This window comes from Streptomyces sp. NPDC051315, assembly GCF_044455165.1.
Taxonomy (GTDB): Bacteria; Actinomycetota; Actinomycetes; order Streptomycetales; family Streptomycetaceae; genus Streptomyces.
In genome coordinates, this window is the sequence record NZ_JBITEN010000020.1 from 85538 (window position 1) to 98485 (window position 12948).

General features: G+C 73.0%; 9 protein-coding genes. 7 read left to right on the forward strand and 2 right to left on the reverse strand.

What is annotated here, in order from left to right; genetic code table 11:
- The first annotated feature begins 57 nt into the window (after positions 1-57).
- Positions 58-1287 carry a PucR family transcriptional regulator gene (locus tag ACIBBD_RS31345; RefSeq protein ID WP_399422941.1) on the forward strand — a complete coding sequence of 410 codons (1230 nt, stop codon included), beginning with the start codon at positions 58-60 and terminating at the stop codon, positions 1285-1287.
- A 141-nt stretch (positions 1288-1428) separates the two neighbouring features.
- Complete coding sequence (locus tag ACIBBD_RS31350) at positions 1429-2070, forward strand: cutinase family protein (RefSeq protein WP_399422942.1); 642 nt, start codon at positions 1429-1431, stop codon at positions 2068-2070.
- Between the two features lie 73 nt (positions 2071-2143).
- Here the strand turns inward: ACIBBD_RS31350 and ACIBBD_RS31355 are convergent, their stop codons facing one another.
- Both ACIBBD_RS31355 and ACIBBD_RS31360 read right to left on the reverse strand, forming a co-directional pair.
- A complete protein-coding gene (locus tag ACIBBD_RS31355; protein ID WP_399422943.1) occupies positions 2144-3874 on the reverse strand; it encodes a hypothetical protein in 1731 nt (576 codons plus the stop codon).
- 249 nt (positions 3875-4123) lie between these two features.
- Complete coding sequence (locus tag ACIBBD_RS31360) at positions 4124-5062, reverse strand: hypothetical protein (RefSeq protein ID WP_399422944.1); 939 nt, start codon at positions 5060-5062, stop codon at positions 4124-4126.
- A 178-nt stretch (positions 5063-5240) separates the two neighbouring features.
- Here ACIBBD_RS31360 and ACIBBD_RS31365 point away from each other — a divergent pair, with 178 nt between their 5' ends.
- From ACIBBD_RS31365 to ACIBBD_RS31385, 5 genes are all read left to right on the forward strand, one after another.
- On the forward strand, positions 5241-6368 hold the full coding sequence (locus ACIBBD_RS31365; protein WP_399422945.1) for an acyltransferase family protein: 1128 nt from the start codon (positions 5241-5243) through the stop codon (positions 6366-6368).
- Positions 6369-6674: 306 nt separating this feature from the next.
- Positions 6675-7079, forward strand: coding sequence for a hypothetical protein (locus ACIBBD_RS31370; protein ID WP_399422946.1), 405 nt, complete (start codon positions 6675-6677; stop codon positions 7077-7079).
- Complete coding sequence (locus tag ACIBBD_RS31375; RefSeq protein ID WP_399422947.1) at positions 7076-8992, forward strand: GMC family oxidoreductase; 1917 nt, start codon at positions 7076-7078, stop codon at positions 8990-8992. The genes ACIBBD_RS31370 and ACIBBD_RS31375 overlap by 4 nt, the downstream gene beginning before the upstream one ends.
- Complete coding sequence (locus ACIBBD_RS31380) at positions 8989-10842, forward strand: peroxidase family protein (protein ID WP_399422948.1); 1854 nt, start codon at positions 8989-8991, stop codon at positions 10840-10842. The genes ACIBBD_RS31375 and ACIBBD_RS31380 overlap by 4 nt, the downstream gene beginning before the upstream one ends.
- Position 10843: 1 nt before the next feature.
- Positions 10844-12940: a trypsin-like serine peptidase gene (locus ACIBBD_RS31385; RefSeq protein WP_399422949.1), complete on the forward strand. Its 2097-nt coding sequence runs from the start codon at positions 10844-10846 to the stop codon at positions 12938-12940.
- The last annotated feature ends 8 nt before the right edge of the window (positions 12941-12948 follow it).

Here is a 12948-nt window from a genome sequence, read left to right on the forward strand (position 1 = left end):
CGCCCCGCGGGCAACGCCCCGCGGGTGAGCCGCTTCCGTGTGAAAGGAGGGTCCGCCGTGGCCGCCCCCACCCCGCACGGCGTACCGGAAGGCCTCGTTGCCTCCTGTGTGCCGCCCGATCTGGCCCAGTTGCTGCGCGACCGGCTCGAGGCCGTCGCCGACGAGGTGGAGGAGGAGGTGCGCAGACAGGTCCCGGAGTACGCGCGGCCGGCCGACGGGACGTACCGCGCGCACCTGAGGGCCGGGGTCGTCCAGGCGCTCACCCTGTTCGTCGACCACATCGCCGACCCGCGGGGCCGGGGGGACGCGATCGCCGCGACCTACTACGAACTCGGGCGCGGCGAGGCGGTGGAGGGCCGCGGTCTGGACGCGCTGCAGTCCGCGCTGCGCGTCGGCGGGCTGCAGGCCTGGCGGCTGCTGGGCCGTACCGCCGAGGAGCTCGGGCTGGACTCCGCGGTCGTGGCCGCGCTGGGCGAGCTGGCGTTCCGGACGGTGCACGAGGTGGCGGAGGCGGCCGCGGCCGGATACGCGGAGGCTCAGCTGCGCAGCACGGACGAACTGGAGCGGCGTCGCAGGCGCCTGCTCGACCTGCTGCTGGGCGACGGGCCGGTGTCCCCGGAGGCGGTGCAGGACCTGGCGCACGGCGCCCGGTGGTCGGTGCCGCGGCAGGTCGCCGTCGTCGCGCTCGCGGCCGGCCCGGAGCACCACCAGGAGGACCGGCCGCTGGTGGCGGCGGGCGCGTTGGTGGACATGGAGTCCCGGCCGCCCCGGATGCTGGTGCCCGACCCGGACGGCTCCGGCCGCTTCGGCGGCCGGGCGTTCGCCCTCGCCCTGCGGGGCCGCCCGGCGGCGATCGGCCCGACGGTCCCGCTCACCGAGGCCGCCCGGTCGCTGCACTGGGCCACCCGCGCCCTGGGGCTGATGGGGCGCGGGATCCTTCCCCGGCAGGGCGTGGTGCGGTGCGCCGACCACTTGTCGACCCTGCTGCTGCACAGCGACGAGCCGCTGCTCGACCGGTTGGCCGCGCGGGTCCTCGCGCCGCTCGACACGGTGTCCGAGGGGCAGCGCGCCCGGCTCGCCGAGACACTGCTGGCGTGGCTGCTCAGCGGCAGCAACGTGCCGGAGGTCGCCACCCGGCTGCACGTCCACCCGCAGACGGTCCGCTACCGCCTGCGCCAGTTGGAGAAGCTGTTCGGCGACGCGCTGCACGATCCCGGCACCCGTCTGGACCTCATCCTGGCCCTGCGCGCGGAGGAACTGCGGGACCGGAGCGGATTCACCCCGTGACGCACGGGGACCGCTCATGTCGGCAACAAAACCCGGGGAGTTTCTGAATTCCCGTCCATAACACCCGGCGGGGACACGCGATTACGTTCGGGGCGTCCTTTTCCCCAGGCGCTGCACGCGCCCCACCCGCAAAGGATCCCCATGCGCATCCGTTTGTGTCTCGCCGCGCTCTCACTCGTCGGCGGGGCCGGTCTGGCCACCCTCTCGGCGCCCACGGCTTCGGCCGCACCCTGCACGGACATCGAGGTCGTGGCCGCGCGCGGCACCCTCGAGCCGGGCACCCTCGGCTTCATCGTCGGCGATCCCGTGTATTCCGCCCTGCAGAGGAAACTGACGGGCAAAAGCCTCTCCAGCTACAAGGTGAACTATCCCGCGGACCTTTCCCTCACCTCGGCGGCGCAGGGCAACGCGGACCTGGTGAACCACGTCAGGAGCCAGGCGGCCGCCTGCCCGAACCAGCGTTTCGTCCTGGTGGGCTATTCCCAGGGCGCGAACGTCGTCGACAACTCCATCGGCATCAGCAGCGCGGGCGCGGTGGTCGGCAGTCCGATCGTGGCCACCATCCCGGCCGCTCTGGAGCCGAGAGTCGCCGCGGTCCTGCTGTTCGGCAATCCGATCCGGGCCCTCGGCAAGAGCGTCACCGGCACCTACCAGAGCCGCACCCTCGACATCTGCGCGGACGGCGACCCCATCTGCGAGCGCGGCGGGGGCGACACCCTGGCGCATCTGAGCTACCGCGACGACGCCGACACGGCGGCCGCCTTCGCCGCCGGCAAGGTCTGAGTCCGCGGCGGACGAACACGCGCGGAAGGGCCCGGGAGGAGATCCTCCCGGGCCCTTCTTCCCCGCGGACGCGCTACCGGGGAGTGCGGGCGAACTCCACGAGGCTCGTCGAGACGGGCTCGGGACGTCCGTCGTTCTGCACCGGTGCCGCGGTCAGCACGTCGAGGTGCTGATACCCGTCGGCGACCACGGGGCGCAGGTCGGACGGTATGCGGCCGGCCAGCAGTCCGTCGCCCGCCAGCACGGTGAGCGTCGGGTTGGCGGTCAGCCCGTCGGGGTGGACGACGAGCCGCTTCACCTGCGGCGAGGTGGACAGCTGGAGGTCGGTGACCAGCTTGGTCGGGAAGTACTGCTCGGTGAAGTCCAGCGGCTGCTCGGCCAGGCTGCGGGCCAGCTCCTGGAGGTCGGTGACCTCCTTGCCGGGTCCCGTGAACGGCGTGCCGTCGGCCGACCGGTAGCCGGGGTCGTCCGGGTCGCCCACCCGGTCGTAGGTGCGCCAGGTGTACAGCGGCCCGTGCGGCCGGTCCGGGATCGCCCTGTAGGCGGTGCCGAACGGCCCCGGCTGCTGGTCGCCGCCGTTGGCGACGGGGAAGCTCTTGTCGGCGATCGGCCCACCGTCGAAGAAGCCGACGCTGCTCTGCAGGAACGCCAGCGGTACGGAGTTGTCGTCCATCAGCGCGCCGAGCACCGCCGCGTTGGTGAGCCGGAAGTCCTTCACCGCCGGTGACCCGGTGAGGAAGGCGGCGGCGTCCTTGGAGAACAGGAAGCGGTGGGTCGCCTCGATGTTGGTGTTGACGGGCAGGTAGGCCGGCAGGTCGGCCTCGCCGTCGGGGTCCCGTACGACGCCCAGGCCGGCGATGGCCAGCAGGGTCATGGTCTCGGGGTTGAGCAGGACGGGCGCCGACAGCGAGCGCGGCAGCAGTCCGCTGTCGAGCCCGGCCTGCACGACGCCGTGGCCGAGACCGATGTCGGGCAGGTTGGTGTCGTCGGGGATGCTGCCGCTCAGGTCGGCGAGCGAGGTGGACACGGTCGTGTCCAGGGCGAAGTACCCGGCGCACTGGTTGTGTCCGGCGTCGGCGGTGGTGGCGCGGTCGCCGTCGAAGTCGGCGGTCGCGAAGTACCCGGTGATGACGCCGCCGAGCGAGTGGCCTCCGCACAGCAGCTTCCGCTTGCGCAGGCCCTGGTCGGGCAACTCGGCGGCGAGCAGGTCGTACTGGTCGCGGACGGTCTGCTCGATGCCGAGTCTCGCCATCCACCCCAGCCGGTCGTTGCCCAGGTACCCGGCGAAGGCGCGCCCGTCGACCTGCTTGCCGCGGTAGTAGTAGTCGACCGCCGTGTGCTGGTCGCCGGAGGCGATCCCGGTGCGGTCCTCCAGGCAGTTGGAACGCCGGTCCAGCGCCCAGAACTCGATGTGCCGCCCCTGTGCGGCGGCGCGTGCCACGGTGTTGCGGGCGACGCTGTCGAACGCCCCGGCGCCCTCCAGGATGCCCGGCTGGGCGACGAGGATCCGGTCGGCGTCGGCCGACGCCGACGGTCCGTCGGAGGCGCGGTAGCGCAGGTACGACAGCCAGTCGCACGCCGCCGGGCGGGTCCCGAAGGAGGCCGGCAGCGGCGCCTTCACCCGCACCACCGTCTCGGTCACCCCGGTGACCGGGCTGGTCGACGCCACGGCGGTCTCGGTCCTGCCGCTCGCCGCCTGCGCGTCGGGGGCGGCCGCGGTGAGCCCCCCGGTGGTCAGCAGGACCGCCAGCGCGGCGCTGCGCAGGGACTTCGCGGTTCTTGTACTGCTGCGACTCGTGTCCATAGCCGGACCGTAGGTCCGTGCGGACGGCTCGGTCGGGCGATGCTCACAACAACGCAGCGGCGGCTGCCGCCTTTGTCAGCGCCTGACGAACCGAGGTGCGTCGGGGCCGGCCGGCGTGCCCCGGAGAACCATGCCGAGTGTCACGGTCAACCCTTCGGAGGCGAGGCGGCAGGCGCGCCCTCGCGGACGTCCGTCACCGTCGCGGGCCGCCAGGGGCGCTCGGCTGCCGAACGCCGCAGTGGGCAGCGGTCACGGCGTCCGTGCGGACAGCCGGTCCACCTCGTCGGCGGCCTCACGGGCTTCCCGCTCGGCCTCGACGACCGCTTCGGCCGCCGCCTGGCTGCGTTCCCCGGCTTCCCGTTCGGCCGCGGCGGCCCGGTCGAGTTCCTCGCGGGCCTGCCCCAGCCGCCGCTCGGCGTCGGACACCTGCTGCCGGGCCCGGTCGTGGCGGCTGTGCTCCCGCGTCAGGTGCGCGTCGGCGTCGGATCGCGCTGTGCGGCAGGCCCGCAGCCGCTGCTCGGCGTCCTTGGCCGCCGTTCTGGCCCGCGCGAGCCGCCGCCGCCGTTCACGGCGCTGCTCCGCCAGTTCGTCCTGGGTCCGGGCCGAGGGGGCCGGGGCTGACGCCGCCCGGGGCCGGGCCGGCTCGGGCGGCGCGCCGGCCGTGGACGCCGCGACGGCGGCGAACTCCGAGGGCGGGACGAGGGCGCTCTCCAGCCGGCCCCCGGCCCACCGGTCGGCTGCGGCCGGGTCGGCGAGCACCGCGTGCAGGGTGGCCTCGAGATCCTGCTGCGCCGCGCCCGACAGCCGGTGGCCCGCCTCGAGGGCGATCCGCACGGCCTGCCGGGACAGCTCGGAGACCACACGCCGGCGCTGGACGGACAGCTCCCTGACCCCGGCGCTGTCCATACCGCCGTACGCCTCCCGCAGGGCCTGGCCCAGTTCCAGGAACCGCCGGCTCTCCTGCGGTTCGGATCGCAGCAGCAGGTTCGCCGCCCAGGCCGCGAGTGAGGGGCGGCGGGCGGCATGGATCCTGCGGGCGTCCTCCGCGCGGCCGTCCGCCCTGGCCGCGGCGGCCAGTTCCTCACGGCGGGCGACGAACCGGGGTGGCGGGGTGGTGTACAGCTCGTCCAGAGCGGACTCCACGTCCTGCGCGCCCGCCCGCTGCCGGTTCCCGCCCTCGCGCTGCATGACTCCCAGGCTCCATCGCGCCGGGCGACTTCGCACGTCGACGGCGACGGACGTGGTCGAGCGGTCGGCGGCGGACCGCATCCAGCTGGGGACGCGGCGGGGCGGGGACAACCGGGCCCGGTGTTACTCTCTGCTCCGCCGAGCGGGGCTCGTGTTCCAGAGGTTGAAGGACCCATCGTTGAATGCCATACCGGGGGGCGGTCGTGACCGGCTGCCCTCACTGACCGGGCTGCGCTTCTGGGCGGCCCTGCTCGTCGTCCTGTACCACCTGTCCCGGCAGGTCGGCTTCGTCCCGGGACTCAGTGAGACCGTCTGGTACGGCCGGAGCGGCGTGACGTTCTTCTTCGTGCTGTCGGGCGTCGTACTGGCGTGGACGTACGACGGCGCGGGTGTGCCCGCGCGGGTCTTCCTGTGGCGCCGCTTCGCCCGCGTCTGGCCCCTGCTCGCCGTCAGCACCGGGTTGTCGGTCGCCGTGTGGGCCGTCATGGACCGTGCCGTGCCGGCCAAGGCGGTGGCCGCGACCCTGCTGCTGGTCCACGCGTGGTTCCCGCAGCCGGTCATGTTCACGGGGGGCAACCCGGCGGCCTGGTCGCTCAGCGACGAGGCCTGGTTCTACCTGACCTTCCCCGCGCTGCTGGCGCTGCTCGCGGGCCGCCGCGCCCGGGTCTGGGCCTGGACGGCGCTCGCCGTCACCTGCGCCGCCCTCGTGCTGTGGCCGGCGCTGTCCGGTCTGCCGGCCACCACCCGCAACTGGGCTCTCGACTACCTGCCGCTGACCCGGTTCCTGCAGTTCGTGCTGGGCGTGGTCGCGGGGCTCGCCCTCAAGCGCGGCTGGCGGCCTTCCGTGCCCCTGCCGGTGGCGTCGGGGCTCGTCGCCGGCTGGCACCTGCTGCTGATCCCCTGGTCCGACGCCGTGCCGGACACCCTCTGGTACAGCCCCTACAACGCCTCGCAGTGGTTGTCGGCACCCCTCTTCGCGGCCCTGATCTGCGCCGCCGCCCGTGCCGACCTCGACGGCAGGCGCACCGGACTGGGCGGGCCGTGGACGATCCGGCTCGGGCACTGGTCGTTCGCCTGGTACCTGATCCACGAGATCGTGATCCGGGCGGCCGTCTTCCACTGGGGCAAGCCCGCCCCGGGCGCCGAGACACTCGCCTTCTGGGCGGGTGTGCTGGTGGTCAGCCTCGCGCTCGCGGGGCTGGCATACCACTGCGTCGAGCACCCTGCCGAGCGGTGGCTGCGAGCCCGCGTCGGCCGTCCCGGCGCGGCCCCCGTCCGGCCACCCACCGGCGTGACGGGACGATGAGCCATCGCTGACGCCACCTCGGGCCGGGCGGTGGGCCGGTGCGCGACGGTGACGACCGGGGCGGTGACGGGCGCGGCGACCGGGGCGGCAGCGGGCACGGAGACCGGGGCGGTCACCGGTGCCGGTGCCGTGCCGTTGGTTGCCCTCGCAACAGGCGTGGTTCTCAAGGTGCAGTGGGGCAGTCGTTCCCATAACGTGGTAGTCGGAGTGCTTCCAGGGGGGTTTCGGGAGTTTTCGCCTCCCTCGCCGGGAAGCTCGGCCGGAGTTCCCGTCGCCGCACACTTCGCTCCAGCTTCAGGAGACACGATGGCCACGCACCGTGCCGTCACCCGCCCCGCCTCGCTCTACGCGCTCGCCGGAATCCGGATCGTCAACGGGGCCACCGGACTGCTCGCGCCGGACCTGCTCATCCGGCGCCTCGATCCCGACCGTGAACCACTCAGCCCGGCGGCCGTCTACGCCTTCCGGCTCTTCGGGATCCGTACCGTCCTGCTCGGCCTCGACCTGCTGACCAACCGCGACGAGCGGCTGAGGGAAGACCTGCGCGAGGGCGTGCTGATCCACGGCAGTGACACCGCGACGGCGGCCATGCTCGGCCTGCACGGCCGGCTTCCCCCGCGCACCGCCGTGCTCACCACGCTGATCTCGGCCACCAACACCGTGCTGGCCGCCTTCTCCCTCGCCAACTCCCCCAAGGGGAAGCGCACGTGACGGCGGAGCCCGGCGCCGCTCCCCCCGCCGAGACGGGTTTCGACTACGTCGTCGTCGGTGCCGGTGCGGGAGGCGGGCCGCTGGCGGCCAACCTCGCCGCCGCGGGGCGGCGCACCCTGCTCCTCGACGCGGGCGGTGCCGAGGAGAACGACAACTACCTGGTCCCCGCCTTCCATGCGGACGCCTCCGAGGACCCCGTCCAGTGCTGGAACTACTTCGTACGGCACTACGCCGACGAGCGGCAGCAGCAGCGCGACAGCAAACTCGTCCCGGACCGGGGCGTCCTGTATCCGCGCGCCGGGACGGTCGGCGGCTGTACCGCGCACCACGCGTTGATCACCGTCTACCCGTACAACCGGGACTGGGACGCGATCGCGGAGGAGACCGGCGACACGACGTGGCACAGCGCGGCCATGCGCCGGTACTTCGAGCGGCTGGAGCGCTGTACGTACCGGCCGCGGCCCAAGGACCCGCCCGCCAACCCGTGGCTGGCCGCACTGCTGAACGCCCTGCCCTTCACGGCCGCCCGGTACCGCAACGACGCACGGCACGGGTTCGACGGCTGGCTGCCGACCACGCTCGCCGACCCCGAACTGGCCGTACGGGACAAGCAGTTGCTCAAGGTCATCCTGTCCGCCGCGGAGGAGGCGCTCACCGACCTCCTCGACCGGCCGCTGTCCCCGCTGGAGGGTTTCGGCTCGTTCGTCGATCCCAACGACTGGCGGGTGCAGACGCGGGCGCTGCAAGGGCTGTGGCAGATCCCGCTCTCCACGGCGGACGGCCGGCGCAGCGCGGTACGCGAACGCGTGCAGGCGGTCCGGCACAGTCATCCCGACACCCTGGTGGTCCGCACGCACGCCCTGGCGGCCCGGGTCGTGCTGGACGGGAGCGGAGCGGCGATCGGCGTCGACTACCTGGACGAGGCCCACGCCTACCGGGCCGATCCCGCGAGCGGGCAGGGCACCGGGCCACCGCCGGTCCCGCGCAGGGTGCTCGCCTCCCGAGAGGTGATCCTGGCCGCGGGGGCCTTCAACACGCCCCAGTTGCTGATGCTGTCGGGTATCGGACCGCGTGCGGAGCTGCAACGGCACGGCATTCCCGTACGGGTCGATCTCCAGGGCGTGGGCGCCCATCTCCAGGACCGCTACGAGGTCGGGGTGGTCAGCCGGATGGACCGCGCGTTCCCGGCCGTCGGGGACTGCGACTTCCACGCCCCGCGGCCGGGCGCGGAACCGGACCGCTGTTACCGGGACTGGCGGCGCGGTGAGGGTCTGTACACGACCAACGGGGCCGTCGTCGGTGTCACCCGCAAGTCCCGGCCGTCGCTGGACGCCCCCGATCTGTTCATCTTCGGCGGCCCCTTCGACTTCCGGGGCTACTACCCGAACTACGCACGGGACCTGACACTGCATCGGGACCGCTTCACCTGGGCCATCCTGAAGAGCCGTACGCACAACACCGGGGGCCGGGTGCGGCTGCGCTCCGCCGACCCCCGGGACACCCCGCTGGTGAACTTCCACTACTTCACCGAGGGCACGGACAAGGACGACGTCGACCTCGAGGCGATGGCCGACGCCGTGGAGTTCGTGCGCGGGATGAACCGCAGGGCCGGCTCGGTGATCGCCGAGGAGCTGTGGCCCGGCGAGCAGGTCCACGGCCACGAGAACCTCCGCCGCTTCGTGCAGGACGAGGCCTGGGGCCACCACGCCTCCTGCACCTGCCGGATGGGACGGGCGGACGATCCGGCGGCCGTCGTCGACAGCGACTTCCGGGTGCGTGGCGTGGACCGCCTGCGGATCGTCGACGCCTCGGTCTTCCCCCGCATCCCCGGGTTCTTCGTCGCCACCCCCATTTACATGATCAGTGAGAAGGCGAGCGACGTGATCCTCGCCGCGCAAGGAGTATCGCGATGAGCAAGCAACCACGCGCCGCGCGGAGTTCCGCGGCCGGATACCGTACGTCACTGCCCTGGCGGATCGTCACGGCGGTCGCCGAGTGGGTGGACCGTCGCGTCGGCTGGGACAGGCTGCCCGTCGTCCCGGGACTGGTGACCCTGCTCGGGCTGCGCGTCAAGCTGCGGCAGAGGAACCTCCACGACGCCGGCCGCCTGCCGTCGGCCGGTCTGCCCGAGCCGGCGCCCCCTTCCGAGAGCCACAAGGTCAACCGGACCGCCGACGGCAGTCACAACGACCTCGCCGAGCCGCGGATGGGCATGGCCGGCACCCGCTTCGGCCGGAACATCCCACTGGACCGGATCCCTCCGGCCGGCCCCGAGGAGGTGCTGTCCCGGCCGAACCCGCGCGAGGTGAGCCGCGCCCTGCTCACCCGGGACGAGCTCACTCCGGCCGAATCGGTCAACTCCCTCGTCTCCGCCTGGCTCCAGTTCATGGTGCGCGACTGGTTCAGCCACGGGACCAGCCCCACGGAACGGCCGTGGGAGGTACCGCTCATGGACGACGACCCATGGCCGGAACACCCCATGCGGATCATGCGGACACCGGACGACCCGACCCGCGACCCGCAGGCACCCGCGGGGACGCCCGACACCCGCGTCAACGTGTCCTCCCACTGGTGGGACGCGTCCCAGATCTACGGGACGAACGAGACCGAGCAGCGCCTGATGCGCACCGGCGAGCTGGGCAAGCTGCACCTGTGGGACGACGAGCAGTCCCCGGTGCCCTCCGACCCCTCCCGCGACCCCTCGCGCATCCCCGGCTTCTGGCTCGGCCTCGCCATGATGCACGACCTGTTCGCACGGGAGCACAACGCGATCTGCGACCACCTGCACGGCGCGTATCCGTCCTGGGGCGACGAGGAGCTGTTCCAGCGGGCCCGGCTCGTCAACGCCGCGCTCCTCGCCAAGATCCACACCGTGGAGTGGACCCCGGCCGTGATCAGCCACCCCACCACCGTCAAGGCGCTGCGCGCCAACTGGTGGGGCGTCGCGGGCGAACGCGTCCACAACCTCTTCGGCCGGATCAGCGACAGTGAGGTGATCAGCGGCATCCCCGGCGGTGAGACGGACCACTACGGGGTCCCCTACTCCCTCACCGAGGAGTTCGTGGCCGTCTACCGCATGCACCCGCTCATCCGCGACGAGTGGCACCTGCGCTCCTTCGCCGACGACGAGACGCTGCGCCACTGCACCCTGCGCGACATCTCGGGCCCCGGGGCGCTGAAGGTCCTGGAGACCACCGACATGGCCGACCTGCTGTACAGCTTCGGCACGCTCCACCCCGGACTGGTCACCCTGCACAACTTCCCCCGGTTCCTACAGGAGTTCGAGCGTCCGGACGGGCATCTGCAGGACCTCGCCGCCACCGACATCCTGCGCTCCCGGGAGCTGGGCGTCCCGCGCTACAACGAGTTCCGGCGGCTGCTGCGGCTGAAGCCCGCGAAGAACTTCCTGGAGCTGACGGAGAACCGGGCGTGGGCGGAGCAGATCGAGCAGCTGTACGAGGGCGACATCGAGAAGGTCGACCTCATGGTCGGGCTGTACGCGGAGAAGCTGCCGGCCGGATTCGCCTTCAGCGACACGGCGTTCCGCATCTTCATCCTGATGGCCTCGCGCCGCCTCAACAGCGACCGCTTCTTCACCGAGTACTACACCCCCGAGGTGTACTCCAAGGCCGGGATGGCCTGGATCGACGACAACAGCATGATCACCGTGCTGCTGCGCCACCACCCCGAGCTGCGCACGGCCCTCGCCGGTCTGACGAACGCCTTCGTGCCATGGCACACCGCCGGAGAGGCGGGGAAGTGACATGGCTGTCACGGACCGGTCCCGTGAGGAGCGGGAGCGTCAGCGCGCGGCGGCCGCCGCGCGGTACGAGGAGACCGGCGACGAGCGGCGGACGGTCGAGCGGCAGCAGGACGCCGGGGTCGCCTTCCCGGACTCGGAGGAGGCGCTGGCGGCGCGCGCGGCACGTCTGCTCGACCGGCACGCGGTGTCGGCCGCCATGGTGGTGGAGGCCGTCCGGGCGGACCCGCTGACCGCGCCCGCCGCGTACGAGCGCATCCTCGGGGCGTCGAAGGATCTGCAGGCGGCGAGCTTCCTGCCGCGCGGCGCCCGGGCGGCGCGTACCGTGGCCCGGATCTCGGTGCGCCGGAACGGCCGCGAACTGCCGATCGGTACCGGCTTCCTGGTGTCGCCGAGCCTGCTGCTGACCAACCATCACGTGCTCACCGACGTGGAGGCCGCCCAAAGGTGCGTCGCGGAGTTCGACGCCCAGGTCTCCGTGGACAACGTTCCGCAGGCGCCGACACGGCTGGAGCTCGATCCCGACGACTTCTTCGTGGCGGACGAGCGCCTGGACTTCGCCCTGGTCAAGGTCGCCCCCGGGCCGGACGGGCGGCCTCCTGGGGAGACGTTCGGCTGGAGCCGGCTCAGCGCCCAGACGGGAAAGCTGGTGATCGGCGAGCCGGTCAACGTCATCGGTCACCCGATGGGACGCCTGAAGGAGATCGCCGTACGCGACAACATGGCCCTGGTGCGCCTCGACGACTTCGTCCACTACCGGACGGACACCGAGCCGGGCAACTCGGGTTCCCCGGTCTTCAACGACCAGTGGGAGGTCGTCGCGCTCCATCACAGCGGTGTTCCCAGGACCGACGACCAGGGGCGCGTCCTGCGCCTGGACGGACGGGTCTGGCAGCCCGGAGACGGCGACGACGCCATCGACTGGGTGGCCAACGAGGGCGTGCGGATCAGCTCCCTCCTGAGGCACCTGGCCGCCCTGCCGCTCACCTCCCGCGAGCGTTCCCTGCTGGCCGGGATGGGCCCGGAGGCCGGTCTGGGCCTCGCCGAGGCCGCCCTGGGTCCGGTGGCGGCTCCGGCCGCCGCGGTCACTCCGGTCGCGGCCCCGGCCCCCGCGGCCGCTCCGGTGGCGGCCCCCACCGCGGATGGCGCGGGCGCGCCGCGTCCGGCCGCGGAGAGGGCGGCCGCGCGTGCGGGGCTGCGCGCCCGGGACGGCGCGTTCGGCGGCCACCGGCACCTGGTGTTCCTGCACGGCCGCTCCCAGGGGGGCAAGGACCCCGAGCGGCTGCGCCGCGAATGGACGGCCGGACTCAACCAGGGGCTCGTCCGCGCGGGGCTGCCCCCCGTGGACCCGGCGGACGTGTGGTTCCCCTACTACGGCGACACGCTGGTGCAGTCCCTCGCCGCGCACGAGGCCGTGCCCCGGGTCGTCGAGGCGCCGACCGCCACGGCGGCGGAGGTCGTCGCACCCGCCACTCCCACCGCCCGTGCGGTGTACGAGGAGATCGTCGGTGAGGCGGCCACGAAGTGGAACATGCCGCACGAGAGGCAGCTGGCCACCGAACGGATCGGCCTGAGCGGCGTGGTCGGGCCGCTGCAGCGGCAGCTGAGCTGGCTGGCCGCCCGCAGCGATCTCGACGCGTGGGCCATCGCCCTGATCCTGCGTGACGTGGCCGCGTACCTCGACGACCGGCGTGTCCGGGACGAGGTCCTGGACCGTGTGCTGGAGACGATGCCGGAGGCGGGGGAGGTGGTCCTCGTCGGTCACAGCCTCGGCTCGGTCGTCGGCATGGACGTCATCACCCGGCTCTCCCCCGGTGTGCAGCTCGTCCACCTGACCACGGCGGGGAGCCCCCTCGGTCTGGACAGCGTGTACACCCGGCTGCTCGTCGGCGGGCCGAAGCGGCCGGACAAGGTGGCGGACTGGCTCAACGCCTGGTGTCCGACCGACGCGGTGTCCATCGGGTGCCCGCTCGGCGACGACTGGGCGGACGGACTGACCGAGCTCGCCGTCCTCAACGCCCGTGACCGGGCCCACCACATCGTGGAGTACCTCGCCCACGGCGAGGTCGCCCGGTCCATCGGCAGCCGTCTCGCGGGCTGAGGTCCACC

Coding starts and splice junctions, on each gene's coding strand:
- ACIBBD_RS31350 (WP_399422942.1), top strand. CDS start 1,429: ATGCGCATCCGTTTGTGTCTCGCCGCGCTCTCACTCGTCGGCGGGGCC.
- ACIBBD_RS31355 (WP_399422943.1), bottom strand. CDS start 3,874: ATGGACACGAGTCGCAGCAGTACAAGAACCGCGAAGTCCCTGCGCAGC.
- ACIBBD_RS31360 (WP_399422944.1), bottom strand. CDS start 5,062: ATGCAGCGCGAGGGCGGGAACCGGCAGCGGGCGGGCGCGCAGGACGTG.
- ACIBBD_RS31370 (WP_399422946.1), top strand. CDS start 6,675: ATGGCCACGCACCGTGCCGTCACCCGCCCCGCCTCGCTCTACGCGCTC.
- ACIBBD_RS31380 (WP_399422948.1), top strand. CDS start 8,989: ATGAGCAAGCAACCACGCGCCGCGCGGAGTTCCGCGGCCGGATACCGT.
- ACIBBD_RS31385 (WP_399422949.1), top strand. CDS start 10,844: ATGGCTGTCACGGACCGGTCCCGTGAGGAGCGGGAGCGTCAGCGCGCG.